Origin of the sequence: Pseudomonas sp. Z003-0.4C(8344-21) (genome assembly GCF_900104975.1) — a bacterium.
Taxonomy (GTDB): Bacteria; Pseudomonadota; Gammaproteobacteria; order Pseudomonadales; family Pseudomonadaceae; genus Aquipseudomonas; species Aquipseudomonas granadensis.
This window is the reverse complement of record NZ_LT629756.1, coordinates 6,007,543-6,028,685: the sequence shown is the minus strand read 5'-3', so window position 1 is coordinate 6,028,685 and position 21,143 is coordinate 6,007,543. Positions and strand designations below refer to the sequence as shown.

23 protein-coding genes, 1 tRNA gene and 1 pseudogene are annotated in these 21,143 nt (G+C 57.0%); 5 read left to right on the top strand and 20 right to left on the bottom strand.

Annotation, left to right across the window (positions count from 1 at the left end):
- Positions 1-114: 114 nt before the first annotated feature.
- From BLU24_RS27085 to BLU24_RS27075, 3 genes are all read right to left on the bottom strand, one after another.
- Positions 115-1,233 carry an ATPase gene (locus BLU24_RS27085; RefSeq protein ID WP_093106096.1) on the bottom strand — a complete coding sequence of 373 codons (1,119 nt, stop codon included), beginning with the start codon at positions 1,231-1,233 and terminating at the stop codon, positions 115-117.
- 438 nt (positions 1,234-1,671) lie between these two features.
- Positions 1,672-2,820: a site-specific integrase gene (locus tag BLU24_RS27080; RefSeq protein ID WP_093106092.1), complete on the bottom strand. Its 1,149-nt coding sequence runs from the start codon at positions 2,818-2,820 to the stop codon at positions 1,672-1,674.
- Complete coding sequence (locus tag BLU24_RS27075) at positions 2,817-3,020, bottom strand: hypothetical protein (RefSeq protein ID WP_093106995.1); 204 nt, start codon at positions 3,018-3,020, stop codon at positions 2,817-2,819. Before BLU24_RS27075 ends, BLU24_RS27080 begins: the two co-directional genes overlap by 4 nt.
- Positions 3,021-3,205: 185 nt before the next feature.
- On the opposite strand from BLU24_RS27075, the pseudogene BLU24_RS27070 reads away from it, so the two are divergent.
- The 4 genes and pseudogenes from BLU24_RS27070 to BLU24_RS27055 form a co-directional block, all read left to right on the top strand.
- Positions 3,206-3,463, top strand: a pseudogene (locus BLU24_RS27070) (hypothetical protein); the annotation flags it as partial.
- Complete coding sequence (locus BLU24_RS27065; RefSeq protein ID WP_093106086.1) at positions 3,460-4,011, top strand: baseplate complex protein; 552 nt, start codon at positions 3,460-3,462, stop codon at positions 4,009-4,011. The pseudogene BLU24_RS27070 and the gene BLU24_RS27065, both read left to right, overlap by 4 nt.
- Positions 4,008-4,700, top strand: coding sequence for a hypothetical protein (locus tag BLU24_RS27060; RefSeq protein ID WP_093106082.1), 693 nt, complete (start codon positions 4,008-4,010; stop codon positions 4,698-4,700). Before BLU24_RS27065 ends, BLU24_RS27060 begins: the two co-directional genes overlap by 4 nt.
- Positions 4,685-5,674, top strand: coding sequence for a hypothetical protein (locus BLU24_RS27055; RefSeq protein WP_093106077.1), 990 nt, complete (start codon positions 4,685-4,687; stop codon positions 5,672-5,674). Before BLU24_RS27060 ends, BLU24_RS27055 begins: the two co-directional genes overlap by 16 nt.
- On the opposite strand, the gene BLU24_RS28065 is transcribed toward BLU24_RS27055, so the two are convergent.
- The 12 genes from BLU24_RS28065 to BLU24_RS26995 form a co-directional block, all read right to left on the bottom strand.
- Complete coding sequence (locus BLU24_RS28065; RefSeq protein ID WP_093106072.1) at positions 5,671-6,573, bottom strand: hypothetical protein; 903 nt, start codon at positions 6,571-6,573, stop codon at positions 5,671-5,673. The two genes, BLU24_RS27055 and BLU24_RS28065, sit on opposite strands and share 4 nt — an antisense overlap.
- A complete protein-coding gene (locus BLU24_RS27045; RefSeq protein ID WP_093106067.1) occupies positions 6,560-6,943 on the bottom strand; it encodes a hypothetical protein in 384 nt (127 codons plus the stop codon). Before BLU24_RS27045 ends, BLU24_RS28065 begins: the two co-directional genes overlap by 14 nt.
- A complete protein-coding gene (locus BLU24_RS27040; RefSeq protein ID WP_093106063.1) occupies positions 6,912-7,943 on the bottom strand; it encodes a hypothetical protein in 1,032 nt (343 codons plus the stop codon). The genes BLU24_RS27045 and BLU24_RS27040 overlap by 32 nt, the downstream gene beginning before the upstream one ends.
- A gap of 684 nt (positions 7,944-8,627) precedes the next feature.
- Entirely contained in the window at positions 8,628-8,987 is a 360-nt protein-coding gene (locus tag BLU24_RS27035) for a hypothetical protein (RefSeq protein WP_093106058.1), read from the bottom strand.
- A 487-nt stretch (positions 8,988-9,474) separates the two neighbouring features.
- Positions 9,475-10,047 carry a hypothetical protein gene (locus tag BLU24_RS27030; RefSeq protein ID WP_093106055.1) on the bottom strand — a complete coding sequence of 191 codons (573 nt, stop codon included), beginning with the start codon at positions 10,045-10,047 and terminating at the stop codon, positions 9,475-9,477.
- A 92-nt stretch (positions 10,048-10,139) separates the two neighbouring features.
- Positions 10,140-10,215: transfer RNA gene (locus BLU24_RS27025), tRNA-Thr, on the bottom strand.
- Between the two features lie 75 nt (positions 10,216-10,290).
- Entirely contained in the window at positions 10,291-11,127 is an 837-nt protein-coding gene (locus tag BLU24_RS27020; RefSeq protein WP_093106050.1) for an FkbM family methyltransferase, read from the bottom strand.
- 342 nt (positions 11,128-11,469) lie between these two features.
- Positions 11,470-12,705 carry a methyltransferase gene (locus BLU24_RS27015; protein WP_093106045.1) on the bottom strand — a complete coding sequence of 412 codons (1,236 nt, stop codon included), beginning with the start codon at positions 12,703-12,705 and terminating at the stop codon, positions 11,470-11,472.
- Positions 12,686-13,375 (bottom strand): ABC transporter permease, encoded by a 690-nt coding sequence (locus tag BLU24_RS27010; RefSeq protein WP_090288375.1) that lies wholly within the window; start codon positions 13,373-13,375, stop codon positions 12,686-12,688. Before BLU24_RS27010 ends, BLU24_RS27015 begins: the two co-directional genes overlap by 20 nt.
- A complete protein-coding gene (locus tag BLU24_RS27005; RefSeq protein WP_093106042.1) occupies positions 13,375-14,067 on the bottom strand; it encodes an ABC transporter permease in 693 nt (230 codons plus the stop codon). The genes BLU24_RS27010 and BLU24_RS27005 overlap by 1 nt, the downstream gene beginning before the upstream one ends.
- 77 nt (positions 14,068-14,144) lie before the next feature.
- On the bottom strand, positions 14,145-14,897 hold the full coding sequence (locus BLU24_RS27000) for an ABC transporter substrate-binding protein (RefSeq protein WP_093106037.1): 753 nt from the start codon (positions 14,895-14,897) through the stop codon (positions 14,145-14,147).
- Between the two features lie 13 nt (positions 14,898-14,910).
- Positions 14,911-15,684, bottom strand: a complete 774-nt coding sequence (locus BLU24_RS26995) for an ABC transporter ATP-binding protein (protein ID WP_039756564.1) — start codon at positions 15,682-15,684, stop codon at positions 14,911-14,913.
- A gap of 554 nt (positions 15,685-16,238) precedes the next feature.
- Here BLU24_RS26995 and gabP point away from each other — a divergent pair.
- Positions 16,239-17,630: a GABA permease gene (gabP, locus tag BLU24_RS26990; protein WP_093106033.1), complete on the top strand. Its 1,392-nt coding sequence runs from the start codon at positions 16,239-16,241 to the stop codon at positions 17,628-17,630.
- A gap of 71 nt (positions 17,631-17,701) precedes the next feature.
- On the opposite strand, the gene BLU24_RS26985 is transcribed toward gabP, so the two are convergent.
- The 5 genes from BLU24_RS26985 to BLU24_RS26965 all read right to left on the bottom strand — a co-directional run bounded on the left by BLU24_RS26985 (position 17,702) and on the right by BLU24_RS26965 (position 21,141).
- Positions 17,702-18,154: a hypothetical protein gene (locus BLU24_RS26985; RefSeq protein WP_093106028.1), complete on the bottom strand. Its 453-nt coding sequence runs from the start codon at positions 18,152-18,154 to the stop codon at positions 17,702-17,704.
- A 6-nt stretch (positions 18,155-18,160) separates the two neighbouring features.
- Positions 18,161-18,574 carry a hypothetical protein gene (locus tag BLU24_RS26980; protein ID WP_090280172.1) on the bottom strand — a complete coding sequence of 138 codons (414 nt, stop codon included), beginning with the start codon at positions 18,572-18,574 and terminating at the stop codon, positions 18,161-18,163.
- Between the two features lie 29 nt (positions 18,575-18,603).
- The gene (locus BLU24_RS26975; RefSeq protein WP_093106023.1) at positions 18,604-19,578 is read right to left on the bottom strand and encodes an alpha/beta hydrolase family protein; all 975 of its coding nucleotides are present in this window, start codon (positions 19,576-19,578) and stop codon (positions 18,604-18,606) included.
- A 67-nt stretch (positions 19,579-19,645) separates the two neighbouring features.
- Positions 19,646-20,695 (bottom strand): PDDEXK nuclease domain-containing protein, encoded by a 1,050-nt coding sequence (locus tag BLU24_RS26970; protein ID WP_093106019.1) that lies wholly within the window; start codon positions 20,693-20,695, stop codon positions 19,646-19,648.
- Between the two features lie 179 nt (positions 20,696-20,874).
- Positions 20,875-21,141 carry a hypothetical protein gene (locus BLU24_RS26965; RefSeq protein ID WP_093106015.1) on the bottom strand — a complete coding sequence of 89 codons (267 nt, stop codon included), beginning with the start codon at positions 21,139-21,141 and terminating at the stop codon, positions 20,875-20,877.
- Positions 21,142-21,143: the final 2 nt, after the last annotated feature.

Here is a 21,143-nt window from a genome sequence, read left to right as displayed (position 1 = left end):
CAGCAGGTCTTCCCAGTTGTCGCGGATGGGAAAACAGGGTCAGACTACGAATTTCGATATTTAATTGGAAACGTGGTCTGACCCCCTATTCCCTTCGGGGAACCAGTCCGCAACCTAACTCCCCCCAATCAAAGCCCGCTCTTCCAGCCAGATCTCTTGAACAAACTGATCTGTAATCGCATAAATCCCGTGCCCGCGTCGCATGATGATGTTCTCGGCAACCAGCGCAATCACCACCGGTTGAATCTCTTGGACGCGCACCTCTCGCCCTACTGATTTTGAATACTCCGCTGCTGCATCAGTGGAAAAGATCCCGCGAGCGTCACCTTCCGTTGAGGCGATTTTGTTGAAGATGGCTTGGGCCAGGCTGCCCAGTTGTTCGACTTTTTCGAGCTCAATGCTCGCCGCTGCCGAGCGTAGTGTGCTGGCGATGACGGGCAGGAAAACATCGGGTTCGCCCTCTTGCTGCAATAGCTGGCGAAGGGCTTTGAGCATCTCTTCAGGTCTGTTTCCCAAGGTATCGAACGCATCGATGGCGACTTCGAGGGAAGGCAGCTTCTCCTTTTTCACTGTCATTGCGAGTCGGTTGAGCAGGAATTCAACGTAATCGCCTTTCAGCAACGGGTAGGCGGCTGACGTGGCGCCGGAGAAGGCGTGGTTGCGTTTGGCGGTCAATTCGCTGACCTGCGCCCTGTGGGAGCCGGTCCCGATGAACAGAAAATAGCCCGGTGTATGTGGGCGTGGGTTGATTGCGTCTCGAGCTGCTTTGAGCGCCAGCAATAACTGGTTGCCGTCATCGGAAGAAATGGCGTGATGCACTTCATCGATGATCAATACCAGATCTGTCTTCGCTTGATCCACGACTCCTGTGAGTGCTTGCGCCAGTGTCGGGCCGTGGGGGCTGCCAATGCTGTCGAGTTTGAAGCCGAACTTGAATCCTGCGGCGCCAATTTCGACATTGCTGACTCGTCTGAATGTTTCCAGTACCGAGGAGCCCGGCGTTTGCAGATCTTTCAGGGTTTTTTGGATGGCGTTGTGTAAGAGCGTGGCTGGCTTAGCGAGAGTATTGCTCCACAAGTCGACGTAAATTACCAAAGCACCGCGATCTTCCAGTGCCGGGACAAGATCGTTCCTCAGAAATGTGGTTTTGCCTGTACGGCGCGGGCTGGACAGGAATAGACCTGAGCGCAGACCTTCATCGAGTACGCTCGGACTCAAAAGCTGGTTTGCCATCTATTCAGCCAACTCAGAGCGCTGAAAGATGTTGCTCATTCAATGACCCCTGCTTGTGGGCAAGCCATAATTATTGGCTGTTCATAATTCATTATAAAAATTGAGATTTGAACCGTTTGCGCAGATGCGGCGTTTGCCATTTATGACGGAAACATGCCGAGCAGTAGAGCTTTAACTAAAGAAGGCTGGATCAGGTCGTATCAAGGCGAGATGTCGCCCAAAAATATGAACACCCCAGAAACAACAAAGCCCCTGCATTTCTGCAGGGGCCTCGTTTTGTATGGTGCCGGCACCAGGAGTCGAACCCGGGACCTACTGATTACAAGGCAGGTGCTTCAAACATACAAATCAATGGCTTACGCGATTTCTTGTTACGTGCAGATGCGCCAGAGCCCGCATAGATGGCGGGCTCTGGGACGCTTGTTACGTGGGTTTTGCTCAATCTGCGGAAGGGGAAACGGTCGGTATGCTGTGATCGTAGACGTCCATCATCTTCGCGTCTCGGTGGCCACTGGCTTCCTGCTTATCCGCTCGCGTGCCGACCGTATCAGTGATGCCGCGCCGTTTCAGATCGTGAAGGGCGAACCGCTGCTCAGGCGTGATGATGTCGTCGGCGATCGCCAAGGTGATGAAGCGTTGCCAGGCCGTATCCAGGCTTGACTTGCGAAGTGGGCCGCCATGGCTGGCGACGATGATGTTTCGTCGTGATGGCGCGATCGGTATCGCGGTTTTGCGTTTGGCCCACACTTTGGTGCGATAGGCCTTGGCATGGTCCCAAGCTTTGCGCAGGCGAGGCGTCCAGCGAACGATGTTGTCCCGGCTGCCTTTTCGGCGGTTGGTCAGAACTCCGCTCTCCAGCTCGTTCGCGTCGGTCAGGGTAACGACTTCGATTCCGCGCAGCCTGCAGAGGTAGGCCAGCTCCATGACGTAGCCGAGGTATTCGGGGCAGCCTCCTTTCTCGCCGCGTATCAGCAGGCCCCGAGCAATTGCCCGATCGATAAGTGTGTCCATGACCTGATGATTTGGTAGGCGGCGTTGCTTGCGTTCGACGGGGGCCTCGACGCCAAGCGCCGGGTTCACTTCCAGAAAGCCGCGGTTGCGGCCCCACTGCAGCACCCGGCGCAAGTAGCGAAGGGCGTGCGCGGCTTTTGAGGGAGTGCCTTCGTCTGCCAATCGATCAACAATTCGTTGCACCAGGGCAGAGGTGAATTTCTTCACCGCCAAATCACCTAGTGGCTTGCCCAGCTTGGTAGGTAAGGTCAGCAGGACGTCACGGGAGTAGCAGTAGTCGCTATGGGTTTTTGAGCTGAGCTTCTTGTAACGATCACTGTCATGGAATTGCTCGCACACATAGCGGAGCGTCCCCCGATCGACGTTCGACGCTTCATCCATGATCTGATGCAACTCAGCCAGCGAAACGTCCGCCGGCGCAATGTTGCGCCGGCGCTGCTTGCCTGCCTCGTCACGGTGGAGTGTGTACCAAACTCCCTCATTTCTTTGGTCAAAGTAAACGGCCGCTGGGAGAGCGGCCTGGTCAATGTGAGCGGGGATGTGCGGATTATGCGCCCGCTTCCGTGCTTTCCTCATAGGATGTCGGCTTCGTATCGCTCTGCTGCTGCGGGCTTCATACCTGCTGCTTGGTTGATGAGGTCCAGCGTTGTCCAAGGCCCGGTGCGGCCACGGAACAAGCGAACGCCCTGGTCAATCAGCGTTCTCTCGACGTCGGAGCGGCGCTGGTAGCCTGTGATGCGCTGCAGGTCTTCAAATATCAAGACGTTGCTCGACATGGTATTCCTCTGCGGTATTGCGCCCCAGGCAGTGTAGTACTTGCACTGGGGCATTGTTGTTAGAACGTCCTGGACGGCTTACTGGCTGACCGGTGGATTAGCGTGTATAGCGTTTTTCGCGGGCTGCTCGAGCAGCAAGTTTTTCTGCCATTAGCGAAGCCCATTCATCCGCCTTCCTTTGCTGAAGTAGCTTGGGTACGCGAAAGGCGGCGCAGCAGCTTGGCCGGGATCAACAGCTCAATGACCTCAAGGCGCTGTTGGCCGGAGGTTCGGCCGACACCAGCATGCGCGCGCGTCTGATCGGCCCGGGCGATGTCAATGAACTGCGCCGCTCGCTGCTCGAGGGCGAAGCACCGGGTCATGAGTGGGTGCTGTCTGCAGGCGTGCTGCTTGTGGGATCGCTGGAAGGCTTGAGCTTCGTGCGGGAGCTGGTCGGCCTATGACGCTATTACTCGACGGCGAGCAGGTCCTGGGCAAACGGATGAAGATCACCGCCAACCTGCGCATCGAAGCGGACGACATGTCCGGGCAAACCAGCAATACAGAAACCGCTCACAAAGGCTTCAAGCCAAAAACCCTGGCGGTGTCGCTGATGATTCCCTTCGTCGACGGGGTGCAGCTGCGCACGCTCATGCGCTTGGCCGAGGCCACGGCCGGCGGTGGCCAGCTCAAGATGTACCGGATCGTCAACGATACCGCCGCAGCGTTCGGTATCCGCGAGGTGCAGTTTTCGGATGGCGTCAGCGCCCGGGAAGATGACACGCTTGCCGCTTGGTTGGTCCAGTTCACACTGTCGGAAAAGGCTTCGAACCCCGAGAAGGTCGAGCAGCGACGCAAAGCGAACGGCGTCAGCGCGCAGTCGGCACCCGGCCAAGCGGTTGGCGGCGGGGCAAGCGGCGCCGGTGGTGGGGCGGGTAGTGAAGCCCAAGAGATGAGCGGCTTTGAGAAAACCCTCAAGAAGCTCGACGACTACTTGGCGCCGAAAACATGAAGCTGCATAAGGTTTTGACGATCGCTGGCCAAGTCTGCCCGCTGATCAAGGACGAAGTGCGGCTGGACATCAAAAGTCCCGGCCGGGCTACGTTTACGGTGCAGGCCGGCGAATCTTTGAAAGGGCTGGTGACGCTGGATATCGGCTACAACGAGCGCACGCTGCAGCGTCACTTCCTTGGCTACGTCGAACGGTCGACTGCCGCCAACAGCACGCAGCAGGTGGTTGCCTGCCGTGAACTGTCCTCGATCCTGGCCAACCCGTTACCGCTGAACCTGCGTCATGTCGATCTGCAGGCGGTGCTGGCCGAGATCAGCGAGAAAACCGGGCTGGGCTTCCGAGTTCCGGACAAGGCTTACGCCAAAGTCAAAGCGCCGTATTTCTACAGCCTGGCGGCGGGTTATCTGGCGATGGACAGTCTGGCCAGCGTCTTCAACATCCCCGATTTCATCTGGCAGCAGCAGGGCGACGGAGAAGTATTTGTGGGCAGTTGGGCCGACAGCTTCTTCGGTACCCGGGCTGCGCTGCAACTGCCCCTCGAACTGTTCGACGGCTACCAGAGCAATCAAAGTGCGATGATCGCGCCCCTTCCGGGGCTTCGACCAGGCGCAACCATCAACCAGGGCGAGCGGATCACCAGTGTGACCCTTGCCGGCAATCAAATGGCGATCAAATGGACGACGCAATAAAGCGCAGCGTAGCGCGCCAATTTCCTGAATTGAGCGGCGGCTACCACCTGCCGCGCTTTGGCCGCGTGGTTGCGGTACCGGATGCGCCGGCAGCGCCCGGGCTGTGCGACGACTTCCGGCCGCGCTTTGGCGTCGACGTCGAAGTGCTGCTGGCCGATGGCGAGCCTGATCCGGATCTGCCGATCCTCGAAGGCCTGCCATTGCCGGCGCCGATGGGCGGGCAAGAAGCGGGCATGTTTGGCTTTCCGGAGGAGGGCACAACGGTTGTGATCTGTTTCGCCTATGGCCTGCCGCACAAGCCGTTCATCACGCAGATCCTGCCGCACGGTCTGAGTCTGCCCCGAGTGCCGAAGGGCGACCAGGTGTGGCAGCACAGCGAGGCCTGCCAACAGCGCGTCGACGCGGACGGCAACTGGCTGCGCCAGACTGACGGCAAGATTCGGGACAAGGCGATCGAGCGCGAGGTGGAAGCCTTGGACAACACCGAGGCCTTTCAGAATCACACCAGGACAGTGGACGATCATTCGACCGAGTCAGTGGGTGGCATCAAGAAGATCGAAGCGCTGGGCGCGCTCAAGCTGATGTCGGGCGGATCCGCGAGCCTGGCGGCAGTCGATGACCTGCACCAAGCGACCGGCCGAGATCTGAACGTGGTAGTGGGTCAAAAGCACAACGCCACGGTTGGCGGGAATATGCATGAGCGGATCAAGGGGTTGCGTCAAAGTGTGGCCGACGTCAGTCAGCGGATGCAGGCGCCGAAAAGCTGGATCGGGTCCGAAGGTGTGAACCTGTTTCAGGTGGTATGCGACGTGCTTGATCTGCTGCAGCACATGAACGCACAGCTTGCTGCGCACACGCATGTGCCTGGGCCGTCGCCGAGTCCGACCGATGCGGCGGCATTCGCTTCTGATGCAGTAAAGGCCAGATCGCTTTCCGAGTCATTGAAAGCGGTGACCTTGGAGCAACTGACCTAAAGCAGCTGCAGAATTGCCACCGTCCCAAAGACGACTGTTGCCGCGATGAGCCCAACGACGCCATAGAATACAGGTCTGCCGATCCAAGGATGGCAGAGCATCAGTATGCCGAGATGGGTTTTTGGCTTGTTCTGATCCCAATCGGATTCAATAATTGACCCATTTTCGATAAACGGCTTCCAGTACGTTTCAATATGCTTATATTTTGGTTCGAAAAAATCACTGTGGCCATAATCAAAGTATCTATCTTTGACGTGCGGGTTTTGGAAGCCCTTTCGTCCAGAACTGCCATAGCCAACAGTAGTAAAGGTCGCCATGACTGGATAAAAGTCTTTCGTTCCGACATCGTTTATCACTGATTTCGGGGTCATGCCGCGCGTGTAAAGTCCCCATTGAAAATTAATAGGGATGATACAGCCGCAGAGAATTATTTTCTCAAATTGAATGTCCGTAGCGTTCGGTAGTATACGACTAAGTATGTAACTTCCAAAGCTGTGAGCAATTACAACGAACTTTGCTGAACGTTCCTGCCGCTGAGCATCACGTATATCTTGTTTGATCTTGTCTACTGGCGTCCCTCTGAATGGCAGGGCAAGCTGTAGAGGAGATACAACATCGTATCCCAAGCCAATAACGTTAGTGTGCGAGAGTGAGCCAACTTCTTTTTGTACTAATTGATGCCACGCGCCGTCTGTTTGAATTCCGTGTATCAACAAAACTACGGTCGCATTGGGACTGTCAGTAACGCCAGCTAGTTTGGCGTCCAGCATTCCATCAAATAATTCAAGATGTTCGCTAGGGATTTGTTTTCGCACTAACTTAATCTGGGCAACTCTCTTTTCGGGAAGAGTATTTTGCCAAGTATTATCGAATAACTCAAATACCTCAACCGATTTCATTGGTCACCAGTACATAAGAAGCTTCGATATTGTCCTGCGTCACTTCGACATCTATATCTCTATCTGGGTCTCTAATTACGTTCGGCAACTCAGCGTACGACGGAAATGTGATACCACTGCCTGACGGGAACCGAACCAAGACCTGCCGCCTAAATACTCTGCCTTCGATCAAAATTGCAACGAGCCCAGCCAAGCGTGATGTGCTTCCCGCTTGCAGGATTTCAAACATTCGAGAGGGATCAAGTCGCATATTACGCACAGCGTTACCCCTGCGAGACTCGAAGTCTCCCAGGTATGCTTCCATGCGACGCAATGCCTCTGCGTGCTGGGGGAAGTTATCAATTAAGGGAGATAACTTTTCCGCGAACATATGAGTATTCCTCTGCGGAGCAGGCAACTGGCACAGCGAACTCGTTTACTTCACCACCAATAAGCAAGTGAATTTCACGCTGTGGGCTCGTATCAGGTATCTTAACGTAAACATTCGTTCCCGTCACATGGCCATCGCTTGCTAAAAAGCTATCTAACGCTGCCATTGAACCGTCATCAGACGAAAGGTTGTCCTCTTGGGAGGAGGATGAAATTTGCATTACGGCACCAAGATCGTTTCTAGCGGTCGAATGGCTATATCTGATTTCATCAGCAAGTTTAACACGATCTTTTAATATCTTGGTTTTGGCATCGTTTAGCGAAACTGTAGCGAAGCCATCCAGTGGGATGAATTTTCGAACTTTTAAAAGTAACTCTCGCACGAGATTAGTATACTTTGACTGGTTGTCTTGTGATGCTATACGTAACTCTAAATTACCTTCGTGATTCAAGATTGCAATATTGACAGCTCGCTTGACGGTAAATTTATATTGTTTAGTTATAAGTCCCGCTGCTTCGTCGATATTCTCAGAATCGAAAGTTCGTGTAATTCTTTTTTCTACAACTTTAATAGTAAGGCTAGCGGGAATCAGATTCGGGTCTGGTTGATGCAGCCGAATATCTACAATCGTTGGATGATCTGGTAATTCGAGATCTAGTGGAGTCTCGAGCAGAGCTTCCACACCCTCTTCGCGGGCAATGCTTCTGATGCGATTAGGTGCCATCAACGCTTGTGCATGCGCTGGGGTACATTTGAACAGAAAGGTATGCTGTCGACCGAATTCCTCTACGCGTTGTAAGAGCGTCCGAAGATCAACAACTGAAAGCTGCCCAGCGTTAAGCGCCGGCTCAATACGCTTCTCATAAAGATCATCCCAGTTTGCGGCTGAAATTTTGACGCCCTTCGTGCGCAAAAAATTTTGCACAACCTTGAGGCTTGTAGCCTGTTTGAGCAGACGAAAAATTATGAGTGACAGTTGCTTGTCGGCGTCGCTTAGCACAAAAAACTCCCCAGTCGTCGGTCTACACACTTTGCATGAAGCGCATAAATAAAGATTCGAACGAGAGCCGAGGTAGGTTAAGCGTGGGATTCAAGCGTCCTAGCTACCATTTTTGTCCTTCGTTCCCTTGGTCCATTTTTCCTCATCCATCTCCGGTACACAACACAAATAAACACAAACGAACTCAGTCTTTTTTATCCTTCGTGGGGTAATCGCCCGAGATGGCAAGGGTGAGTTTCAAACGACTTTGTCCCCGGCCAGAAGGAGGACGCAATCCAAGCAAAGCCCTTGCCTAATAAAAAAACGGATGAAAAAGCACTTATCCCCCTCCCGCCGACGGGCTTTGTGTCCTTTTTTTGTGCAAATGCGGATGTAGTGCAAACGAAGCTGCAGCCCAGGCGGGCCGTGGGGCTCTGCAGGAGATCGGCCATTTCACAGAATGCAAAGTTTTGCAGGGAAGTGCAGTGCGGTTGCACGGCTACGCAAACGGCGCGCACGGAAGGGATAAAGCTCGAATGCCCGGTTTCATTGGGCGGAATCTTTTAAAACAGGGAATTCTGTGTGTTTTCAAAAACGCGCACGTTCTTTCTCAGGCGGTGATCTGCTGCGTGCAGGAGGAGGCAGAATCGCCTACAAGCCAAGCGGGGCAGGGCTTGTAGGTGGACCGCACCATTTCCAATGATTTCACGCCTCTTTAGCGTCAATCATTCGAATGTGAGGAAGGTTGTTCATGTTCTGAAGGCGAGTGAATTCCTTAGTCACTATCGGGATCAGCACGCGCTTCAAAGCATCACGCAACCTCACAGCCTGGTCTTCGTTCAGCTTCTTCACGGTTCCGGTCTGTCCGCTGGCACAACACACGTTGTCGGGGTGAATGTCCAAGTCGTCCATGGTGCCGTCGATATAGCCACGCAGGTATTCGCCGCGGTGGAACAGAATCGAGCTTTCGGGTGCTTCCTGATAATCCCAATGCACCTCCCAAGCCCCGCCGCGCTTGATTACTTCGATGATGGGTACTGCTGCTTGGGACGCTGTCTTAGGCATGGTTATTTTTCTCGAGCACTGCGCGCAGGGGCATTTTGAAGAATAGCCTCGGGGTGCCGGATTAAAGTTTATTTAGGTTGACCCCCAAATCCCTGTCAGATCATGGATAACTGTCAGCCAATCGTCTGGAGGCCCCGTATTTGCTGGGTTTCAGGTCTGACACTCGGGATGGATGTTTGTGTCAGTTTCGCCATCAAGAAAATAAAACCCTTATAAATCAATGGCTTGAGCAGTTGAAATCTGACACTGCTGTTCTGTCAGGTTTTGACAGGTCGCTGACACAGTTCTGACACCTACCGAAGTCGCTGAGAGGCTTGAATTAGAAGGGTTAGAGAGTAGTTAGATTAGAATCTGACAAAACTGACAGGCTTTCGAGGGGTCAACCTAAATTTTTTTCCGCCTCGTGTAACGTGGGTATCTGACGCGTGGACACTCACTGTAGGCTTTAAGAAATCGGGGCTCTGAGACTCGCCGACTCACCACACTCTCAACCTTCGTCTTTCGTCAACGGCAGCGCTGCATTCAGTCGCTCTATCAGCCAGGAGCATGAACCCCACATCATCGTGGCGTCTTCGTACCCCATCTCCCGATCTGACAAATGCACCGCGTCGTTGCGGACCTTCGACAGCTGTACAAAGGTTGTGTACATGAGAGGGTCTATTACTTGCTCATCAAGCAGCGTCCGCATTTTGACGAAGGGGCTGGTTTTCGCCGGAAACGCGACGCCTACCTCGTTGGTCAAGTTTTCTACGGCCGCTTCAACTTGAAGCCACGAATGCAGGATGGCACCGCGTGGGGATACCGCAGCAAGCTGAAGAGCAACAGGAATTGGCTGGGGAGCTTTTTCATCACTTGGAGGTAATTGAGGCTTGTCCGGAAGACTTTCCTGGACTGCCTTCAATTCTTCCGTGAGATCGACGTGAAGCTCGCCGTATTTGAAGCTGCGGATTTTGGGAATGAGCCCAAGAATGGGATTTTTAAGTAGGCAAACAACCGTAACAACTGCGGCCGGCCACGCGAGGGCGGACACCATCGCCGAAACAAACTGCATCCAATCCATGGTCACACTCCAAAAGCGGGCGCTTGTTACGTGGCTTGTTACGTGTGACACAAAAAACAAAGGCCTGCATCGCTGCAAGCCTTTGATTTATATGGTGCCGGCACCAGGAGTCGAACCCGGGACCTACTGATTACAAGTCAGTTGCTCTACCAACTGAGCTATACCGGCGTGTGGGCGACGATTATAGCGATTGGGAAGATCCTGTAAACCCCTGAATTCAGACTATTTTTGCGTTGCCACAAATCAGGCCCTGCGCAGTACTTTTCTCAGCTTTTGCACGGCTCGAACCGTGCGGCTGTTTTGCAGCGCGTGCAGTTGGCTTTCAGCCTGTTCGGCGCGGTGCAGGGCTTCGGCGAGCTGTGTGGCGGTGTCGGGTACGGCGGGGCTAAGCGGATGCGCGAGGGCGTGGCCGTGGCAGAGCTGGAAGTTGTCGAGCGTGCAGGGTGGAATTTCGAACGCCGGTTTGAGGTTGAGGTGTTCGTCGGCGAGGAACCAGGTGTTGAGGCCGTCGAACATGACGGACTGATAGCCGGCGTCGGTGACCAAGTGTTCCCAGGTGTGATCGCGCAGCCATGGGGTTTCGATCAGGATGATCCAGGGGCGGAAGCGGTTGAAGTCCATGCCGCGCAGGACGGTTTCTTCGTGGCCTTCGACGTCGATCTTGAGAAAGTGGATGGGCCGGTCGGCGGCGTGTTGTTCGCAGATCGAGGTGAGGGTGCGGGCCTCGACCGTGAACTTGTGCACGTTCATGCCGAGGTCTTTGCGTTGTTGGGCAACGACGGGGTCGGCGGTGGACAGGCCGGTGTCTGGAATGCCGTAGAAGGTTACGGCGCCCGGCTGGTCGCTGGCGATGCATTGCACGGTGGTGTCGCGGGGGCGCTGCAGGCAGAGCGCGTCGTAGTAATCCTGCATCGGTTCGACGTTGATGCCATGCCAGCCATGGTCGTAGAAAGCTTTGGTGACCGAATCGTGGCTCGGGTCGTTGGCGCCGACGTCGATGTAGAAACCGTGTTCGAACTGCTTGAGCGCGCGCCACAGGCGGACGTCTTCGAAGTTCTGTGCATAGGAGATGAACGTCACGGTCGCTTCCTGTCGGTCGATTTATTATTCAGGCATGTGCCGGCGAGGCGGTGAAGCTTTGTATAGCAAGGCTGGCGGATGCTCGCAATTATTCGCTTTGCATGCCCGAAATTCGGCGGTTATGCCGTTTTGATTGGCGTCTTATGCACAACGCGAAGCCTCGATTGTCTGCTTAGGCCGGTTTTCTAGCACCCATTCTCATTTTGTATGCAAATCGCTGTTTTGCCGGTTTTTTATTTATGTGAACAAAAAATGACCAGGGCGGCAGAAGGGTCGAAACAGGCGGATATATTGGATCCACGCGAATTTCATCAACAGAGTTATCCACAGGTTGGCGGGCTGTTATCCGCGCTCGGCCAAGAGCAGCAGATTACGCGGCGTCAGCGCCGTTTCGCAAAATGTGCCGAGACGCACGACATAGCCGTGCTCGACCAAAAAAAGCGCTCGATCCAGATCCAGCCAAAGCTCCAGCGGTCGGCGGAAAAGCCCGCGCAGCAATTCCAGATTGCGAACTTCGGCCAGACGCTGCCAACCGGCGGCTTCCAGACTCTCCCAATCCATCGAGTCAACTGTGGATAAGTCTTTGAGGGCTGCGAGATCGCGGCAATAATCGGCGAACGGTTTATCCAGCCAAGCGCTCGGCAGTGACGGAATTGGCAAGTATTCGTCGACACCGCGCAGCTGCCTTTGCAGCAAGTCGAAGGCCAGGCGTCGCGCCATGGACGTGTCGCGCTGGCGTCGGACTCGTGCACCGGCGGTGACGGTTTCGCTCATCGGCAGGGCGAGATCTTCCAGCGATAACCCTAGGAAAGATCTCAGGCCGGAGGAGGACAATGCCTGATATTCGCTGTGAACGGTGCGGTTGTAGCAGCACGGCGCAATCGCCATCTGCTGGCACCCGGCCGCGCTGGCCAGTTGCATCAAGCGGACGTGCAGATCGCCGCAAGCGTGGAGCGCGACGGGGGTGTGGGCAACGTTCAACACGGCGGAAGCGTCGGCCGCCAGCACGTCCTGTTCGATATGCAGAGCATGCAAATGGTGACGCTGACTGAGTGCCTGACCGCTGGCGACCAGCGCAGGATCGTACTCAACACACGTCAGTTGCTGTCCTGCGTTGAGTAACCGCCGGCCCAGATGACCTTTGCCCGAACACCAGTCCAGCCAATGCGTCGGCGGCAATGAAAAAGCCAAGCGGCTGGCAAACGCCTCGATCTGTTGCCATTTGCGCCCCGGCACATCGACATTCAATCGATGGCCGGCGGTTTCCAGCGCATGCCCCGGCAGCGAACCGACCGCGCTCAATTTAGCCGATAACTTTGCCAATGAGGCGAACGGCTCAGGCGCATCGGCAAGGTCAGCAGGTTGGTTATGAGCGTTCTCCGCGTCGTCCAGTGATCGCCCGCGTAGCCATGAAGCCAATTCGGGGTAGGACGCTTCCCAAGGAAGCGAAAGATGAGTGAACGGTCGAGGCTTCCACAACGCCTGATGCTCAACCAAAAAAGCATCCAGCGCACTGAAGCGGGCGAGTAGGGCCTCGCCCGTCAGTACGTCGGAAGATTCAGCGGCCCTGGCAGGCATCGACGCGCAGCCAACGCTCCAGCAGCTTGAAGCCGCGCACCAGCACGTAGGCCATGACCAGATAGAACACGCCGGCGGCGAAGAAGATCTCCACCGGCAAATAGGTGCGGGCAATGATCGTGCGCGCCATGCCGGTCAGCTCGAGCAAGGTCACGGTGCTCGCCAGCGCGCTGGCCTTGAGCATCAGGATCACTTCGTTGCTGTAGGCCGGCAGGCCGATGCGCGCGGCTCGGGGCAGGACGATGTAGAACATCGCTTTGGGTCTGGACATGCCCAAGGCCCGCGCGGCTTCGATTTCGCCCGGTGGAATCGCCTGAATCGCGCCGCGCAGGATTTCGGCGATATACGCCGCGGTGTGCAACGTCATGGTCACGGTTGCACACCAGAACGGATCGCGCAGGTAGGGCCACAACGCGCTTCCACGCACCGCGTCGAACTGTGCCAGGCCGTAATAAACCAGGAACAGCTGCACCAGCAGCGGCGTGCCACGGAAAAAGAAGATGTAGGCATAAGGCAGCGAGCGCACGTACCACCGCTTCGAAGAGCGGGCGATGCCCAGCGGAATGGCGAGCAGCAGGCCAGCGATTACCGCGATGGCGACCAGCTCCAGCGTCAGGGTCGCGCCCTGCGCCAGCTTCGGTAGCCATTTGATGATCACTTCCCAGTTCATTAGGCGCTCCTCGCAAAGCCGCGGGCGGCGCGTTTTTCCAGGAAGTGCATGCCGGTCATCGCCAGCACCGTCAGGCCCAGATACATGACGGCCGCGACCATATAAAAGGTGAACGGCTGTTTCGACACGGTCACGCCGATCTGCGCGTGACGCATGATTTCTTCCAGGCCGATCACGGAAACCAGCGCGGTGTCTTTCATCAGGATCATGAACAGATTGCCCAGACCGGGCAGGGCGATGCGCCACATCTGCGGCATGATCAGGCGGGTGAAGATCCGCCATTTCGACAGGCCCAGGGCCTGGCCGGCTTCACGATGGCCCTTGGGAATGGCGAGGATCGCGCCGCGAAACACTTCCGTGGCGTAGGCACCGAAGCACAGGCCCAGGGCGATCACGCCGGCGGCGAAGGCATTGAGTTGCAGGTCGGGGTTGCCGAAGTACTCGCCGAGGGCGCGCATCAGGTTGACCGTACCGAAGTAGATCAACAGCACCCAGAGCAATTCCGGAACGCCACGTACCAGCGTCGAATAAGTGCCGCCGAGCCATTGCAGCGGCTTGTACGGGGAAGTCTTGGCCAGGGCGCCAAGCAGGCCGAGCACCAGGCCCAGGCACAGGGCGGTGAGGGCCAGTTGGACGGTCATCAGCGCGCCGGCGGCAAGCGCCGGGCCGAATCCGTAGAGGTCGATAATCATGGATTTCTGTTCAAATTGCGGCAGGCAAAGTCGGGAGCCGGCGCCGCTTGGTCACGGCGCCAGTCCCACAGGTCAGATCAATAGATGCTGAACGGGAAGTACTTGTCGTTGATTTTCTTGTAGGTACCGTCAGCGACGATTTCCTTCAGCGCGGCGTTCAGCTTGTTGCGCAGTTCGTTGTCACCCTTGCGCACGGCGATGCCGATCTTGTCGCTTTCGACGACCGGGTCGCCCTTGAACTCGTAGTTCTTGCCAGCGTCGGTTTTCAGCCAGTCGTAGTTGGCGTACTTGTCGGCGAGGATCGCATCGACACGACCGGAAGTCAGGTCGAGATAGGCGTTTTCCTGGGTGTCGTAGAGGCTGACCTTGATGTCGTCACCGTAGGTGTCTTCCAGCCAGGTACCGGCCAAGGTCGCACGCTGGGTACCGATGGTCTTGCCTTTGAGCGAGTCCTTGTCGGTTTTGAAATCGACGTTTTTCGGCGCGATGAATTGCAGCTTGTTCGAATAGTACGGGTCGGTGAAGTCCACCGCGCCCTTGCGCTCTTCGGTGATCGACAGCGAGGAGATCAGGAAGTCGAACTTCTTCGCGTTCAGGGCCGGAATGATGCCGTCCCAGTCGGAAGTCACGACGGTGCACTCGACTTTCATCTTCGCGCACAGGGCGTCGCCGATTTCCTTGTCGAAGCCGACCACCTGGCCGCTGGCGTCTTTGTTGTTGAACGGTGGGTAGGCCGCTTCGATGCCCATCTTCAGGGTTTCAGCCATGGCACCGGCGCTGAACGCCAGGGTGACGGCGGCAGCCAGGAAGACCTTTTTGAAATTCTGCATGCATGTTGCTCCGTTAGCGGTTGCTGGACATGAATTGTTTGCAGCGCGCCGAAAGCGGGTTTTCGAACACCTGCTGTGGCGATCCTTGCTCTTCTATAAGGCCCTGATGAAGGAACACCACTTCGCTGGAAACCTGACGGGCGAAGCCCATTTCATGGGTCACGAGCAGCATGGTGCGGCCTTCTTCGGCCAATGCGCGGATGACACTAAGTACTTCCTGAACCATTTCCGGGTCAAGCGCGGAGGTGGGCTCGTCGAACAGGATCACCTTCGGCTGCATCGCCAATGTGCGGGCGATGGCCGCGCGTTGCTGCTGACCGCCAGACAGTTGCGCCGGATAGGCGTGGCGCTTGTCGGCGATGCCGACCTTGGCCAGCAGCGCTTCGGCGACTTCGATGGCTTCGGCCTTGCTTTGGCCGAGTACGCGGCGCGGGGCTTCGATGACGTTGTCGAGCACGCTCATATGCGGCCACAGATTAAAGTTTTGAAATACAAAACCAATCTCCGAACGCAGGCGATTGATCTGTTTGCCATCGGCGGCAACCAGTTCGCCGTTCTTCGCGGCTTTGAGCTTGAGTTCTTCGCCGGCCACCAGAATCTGGCCCTGGTGCGGGTTTTCCAGCAGATTGATGCAGCGCAGGAAAGTGGACTTGCCGGAACCGGAGGAGCCGAGGATCGAGATCACGTCGCCATCGCGGGCGGTCAGCGATATGCCTTTGAGCACCTCAAGCTGTCCGTAGCGTTTGTGCAAGTTGCGGATTTCCAGCGCGGGCGTGGCCTCAGCCATGTGCGTTCCTCATATATGTTGCGCTTCTGCTGTTGGCGGGCCTTCCAGGCGAAGCGGCCAACCTAGCATAGCGTTTCAATGGCAGCCAACAGCGCTACGAGCGGTAATCGGGTGGCCTGTGGCAGGGTGTCGCATCGGCGCAGCAGACTGTCGCCCCATCAACAACCGAACGGGTGTTTGATCAAGCCCGCCCGTGGGTGTCGCGTAAAAAAAGGCGCGATGTTGCCAGCTTTGGCGGGGTGTTGGAAGCGCTATCCGGCCGAACGTTCTTGTTTTGCCCTTTTTCTGTGCGTCGCGGGCTTTTTCTGTGTGTTTCTGGTGCGTGGATTCGTTCTGAAAGTGAGTCGCAGGGTAACGCTCTGGCGAATAGCCATTAAACTCAAGGACTTGCATCGAGCACTGGCATTGACCGCAAGTCCCCGGCGTCCAAGGGTATGAAACATTTTGGCGTAAATATTGCGTGCAGAATAAGGAACAGCCCGTTGGATTCTTTTTACGAGAAAGAATTTTCAGACCGGCCGGATGCACCCGCTTTCCTTGCAAAGGTAGTCTCTATGAGCAGTACCCCAAGCTCCAATGGCCTCGAACAGGGGCTCAAACCGCGTCATGTGACCATGTTGTCGATCGCCGGTGTGATCGGCGCCGGTCTGTTCGTTGGCTCCGGCCACGCCATCGCTGCTGCTGGCCCGGCCGTGCTGCTGGCTTACGCCGCTGCCGGTACGTTGGTGGTGCTGGTGATGCGCATGCTCGGCGAAATGGCCGTCGCCTCGCCGGACACCGGTTCTTTCTCGACTTACGCCGACCGCGCGATCGGTCATTGGGCCGGTTTCACCATCGGCTGGTTGTACTGGTGGTTCTGGGTACTGGTGATTCCACTGGAAGCCAACGCCGCAGCGACCATCCTCCACGCGTGGTTCCCGGGCGTGGATATCTGGGCATTCGCTCTGGTCATTACCCTGCTGCTGACCGTGACCAACCTTTTCAGCGTGAAAAACTACGGTGAGTTCGAGTTCTGGTTCGCTTTGATCAAAGTGTTGGCGATCATCGGCTTCATCGGCCTCGGCCTTGCGGCGATTTTCGGCTTCCTGCCGACGAGTCAGGTCAGCGGCGTTTCGCACCTGTTCGACAGCGGCGGCTTCCTGCCCAATGGCATGGGCGCCGTGCTGGGCGCGATCCTGACCACCATGTTTTCGTTTATGGGGACCGAAATCGTCACCATCGCGGCGGCGGAATCGAAAGACCCGGGCAAACAGATCTCCAAGGCCACCAACTCGGTGATCTGGCGGATCGGCCTGTTCTATCTGGTGTCGATCTTCATTGTCGTGGCTCTGGTGCCATGGAACGATCCTACGCTGGCCAACCTCGGCTCCTACCAGACTGTGCTCGAGCGCATGGGCATCCCGAACGCCAAGATGATCGTCGACATCGTCGTGCTGGTCGCGGTGACCAGTTGCTTGAACTCGGCGCTGTACACGTCTTCGCGCATGCTGTTCTCGCTCGGCAAGCGCGGCGATGCCCCGGCCATGTCGACCCGCACCAACAAGAGCGGCACGCCCTACTGGGCAGTCATGTTGTCGACCGGCGCAGCGTTCCTCTGCACCTTCGCCAACTACGTCGCTCCGGCTGCGGTGTTCGAATTCCTGCTGGCCAGCTCCGGCGCCATTGCCCTGCTGGTGTACCTGGTGATCGCCTTCTCGCAACTGCGCATGCGCAAGCAGCGCGTGGCACGCGGCGAGAACATCGTCTTCAGCATGTGGCTCTTCCCGGGCCTGACTTACGCGGTGATCACCTTCATCATCGCGGCCCTGACCATCATGCTGTTCCAGGAAGCCCATCGCGTCGAAATCCTCGCCACAGGCCTGCTGAGCTTGCTGGTGGTGGCTGCCGGCCTGCTGGTATCGCGCCGTCGCAAGCTGGAAAAACGTGGTGCGGTGGTGTTGAACTGAGTCGCAACGCGTGATGTGAAAACGGCCGCTGTCAGGGATGACGAGCGGCCGTTTTTGTTTTTGCGCAGGATTTATTCGCTCTTTTCTTCCGGCGAGTCCACCGACTTGCCATAAGCATCCAGCGCCACCCCGAAATCGGTGATGAACTGCGGTTCGCTCAGCCAGGCCTGGGCCTCTTCGATCGTCATGCCGTCGGCCCACATGCGGTAGTCGATCAGCATGTCGGCGGCCAGGTGGGTGGCGGCCATGCCTTCGTTGTCGGCGTTTTCCATGTCCAGCAGTTCAGGATGGTCGACGATGATGAAGGCCAGCTCGCGCAGCAGTGTCAGCAGCATCTCGTTGCGGCTGACGGCTTCGGCGTCGCGCATTTTGCTGAACATCGCCAGGGTGTATTCCGGGATCGGCTCGGCGAGGTGGCCGAGGTCTTCGTCCTGATCCAGCGGTTTACGACCGACCATGCGGATTTGCCTGGCTTTGGCCTTGGCGCGTTTGGCGCGTTTCTGTTGCTTGTTCAGGGATGCCATGGGAACTCAGTTCTTCTGTTGGGTTTGCGCGGCGATCGCGTCGGACGCGGCCACATAGTCGGCCTGGAAGGCCGGGGACTCGATCCACGCCAGCGCGCCGGCCTCGTCGGTTTCCTGCGACCACTGGCGATACTCGATCAGCGCGGCGAGGATGAAATCCATCGCGCCTTCTTCGCCTTCCTGCTCATAGACCAGTTCCAGCAGCGGGTCTTCGAGGAACGCGCTGCACATCGCTTGCTGGCTGATCTTTTCGGCGTCGATCATCTTCTTGAACAGCTCGGTGAGGTCCACCGATTCGAAGTCGATGCGGTCGTCGTTCGGGTCCAGTTCGACCGGCGCCTCGGCGCGTTTGGTGCGGTTCTGCCTGGCCTTGGTCTTGGCCCGGGCGGCGCGTTTTTGCTGCTTGTTGGCGGAGGCCATGGTCTGTTCCGTCTTGCGTTGGGAAGGGCTCAGCTGCGCGGGACTTGCCGGCCGGATGTGTCGGGGGCCAGTGCGCCGGTCTGCAGCCAGGTCAGAGCGATGGGCCATAGTGTGGCTTGGTATGCGCTGCGAAAAAAGGCGAAATGTCCGACTTGTTGTTCGCCGATGTCCCGCGGCTCGATACGCAGGTGAATTTTTGTCGCGTTGCTGAAGTAGTCGAGCAGGCGTTCGATGGCCGGGATCGTGCCGTAAGGGTCGTCGCTGATACTGATGGCCAGGGTTTGTGCATGGACGTTGGCGAAGGGTAGGGAACCCGTCTTCTGCAACAGAGCGCGACCGCTCGGGCGCTGTTCGAAACGCGCGGCAGGCGTGCTCCAGTCGCGTACAACGCCTGTTGGCGTATCTTCCAGCCAGCCGAGGCGCTTGCCGGGGAAATAGCCACACAGCAGCGTCAGCAAGGGCATCGCCACATGCCATTTGCCGAACATGCGCCAGCGCTGTTCGGGAGCGTAGTCGCGCCAGTACGCGAACTGTGCGCCGACGGTGACCAGTCGTCGGATCACTCTCCCGGATTCAGCCAGTCCCGCCGCGCAACCGCCGAAACTGTGGCCAACCACATCGATCGGCTGCCCGGGAAACTCCCGCTGCGCACGTTTGAGCATCGCTTGGAAATCCAGCGCGCCCCAATCAGTCCACGAGGCGGGCAGCCCTTTGATCGATTCGCTGCGTGATTCGCCGATGCCGCGATAGTCGTAAGTCATCACGTCGAAACCATGGCTGAACAGATACGCCGCGAATCGCGAATAGTGACGGCAACGCACGGACGTGGCGGCGTTGATGATGACCACCGGGCGTTGGGGGTCGGACGAGGTGTGGCGCCAGGTGAAACCGCCGAGTGCATAGCCGTCGTTGGCGATTTCGTTGAAGGGAGTACCTTCGCTTGCAGTCAGAACCGGTTGGCTCAATTCGGCGTCTTCCAGTTCGGTTGTTTGCTGACTGCTCATGGCGCTCGACCTCGACGGAGATTCGCCAACGATAGTCTCAGTGCTGTCTGTGAACAATCCAGCCGGTTTATTCAGGGGATTGGGTGAGCAAGCGTTCTTCAATCAGCGCCTGTTCGCGGTTCAGCTCGGCCCGTAACTCTTCTTCGCTCGGCAGTATCGTCTTGTAACTGCTGGCGAACAGTTGCTCATTGCCTTTGAGCATCGAATAGCGCGCAACCGAGTCGTTGCTCTCGGCGCTCAGAATGATGCCGACAGTCGGCTTGTCGCCCTCGCTGCGCTTGAGCTCGTCGTACATGCGCACATACATGTCCATCTGCCCGACATCGCGGGCGCTGAGTTTGCCGCGTTTGAGGTCGATGATCACGAAGCACTTGAGCAGGTAGTTGTAGAACACCAGATCGATGTAGAGATCAACGCCGTCAGTGCTGATGCGTTGTTGCCGAGCGACAAAGGAGAAGCCTTTGCCCAGTTCAAGCAGAAAGCTTTGCAGGTGATCGATGAGAGCTTGTTCGAGGCCGCTTTCCCTGACTTTTCCCGCCGAGGGCAGGCCAAGGAACTCGAGCATGACCGGATCGCGAATGAATTCCCGTGGGTTGCATTTCATTGCGTTGATATTGGTGGTCGCTTCCTCGACCACCTCGGTTTTGTCCTGACTCATGAGCAGGCGCTCGTAATAGAGCGTCAGGATTTGCCGATCAAGGGCACGGCTTGACCAGTTGAGGTCGGCACATTCGTTCATGTACCACAGGCGCGCTTTCTCGTTTTCGACGCGTAGCAGGCGGCGGTAATGGGTCCAGCTCAATTCGTGACGCAGTGCGTCACGAATTGGAAACGCCTGATAAAAGAGGCGCATGTAGCGCAGGTTGGAGGCATCAAAGCCCTTCCCGAACTGCTCCGTCAGATCTTTCGCCAGTAGCGCCAGCAACTGCTGGCCATAACCCGCACGCTGAGCGCCTTTTTGCTCGAACTCGACAATATGCCGGCCGATTTGCCAACACGTCTGCACTTGAATCGTATCAACCGCGCGCAGCACTTTTTGCCGCGCCTGGCGAATCAACTCGCCCAGCAGTGAATCGATTTTCGGGTCTTGCGTGTCAGCAGGTTTTAGCTGGCTCATCGGGTCTTCCGCGTCAGGGTGAACAGACGCAAAAGCATGACGATTGTCGCCGTTTGAGTATGTCGGGGGAGACGGTGAAGTCCGCAGGAAGAAGAGATTGCCATTGCAGGACGTTGCCGAGGACCGAAGCTTTGCCGGGCTGACGTCTGTAGTCCATTTCGTACGCTTGAGGACAACCGTTAACGCGAACGCGATTTGCGTTGGGTTCTGGCCGCAGGTTTGTCGATGCGCGTCAGTCTTTGCCACGCCAGGCCTGCGGCCAGCAGCAAGACGCCGAACAGACCTTGAAGTACAACGTGAAACCAGTACATGCCCGGCTGCCCGGCGAGGGTGTAGACCTTGGCCGGCCCGCCGCGCGTGGCGGTGGTGATCGTCTCGTGGATAACGCCGTCGATGGCCGAGTAGCCCAGCAGCGCGCCGGTACCGATCAGAAACAGGCAAATCATGA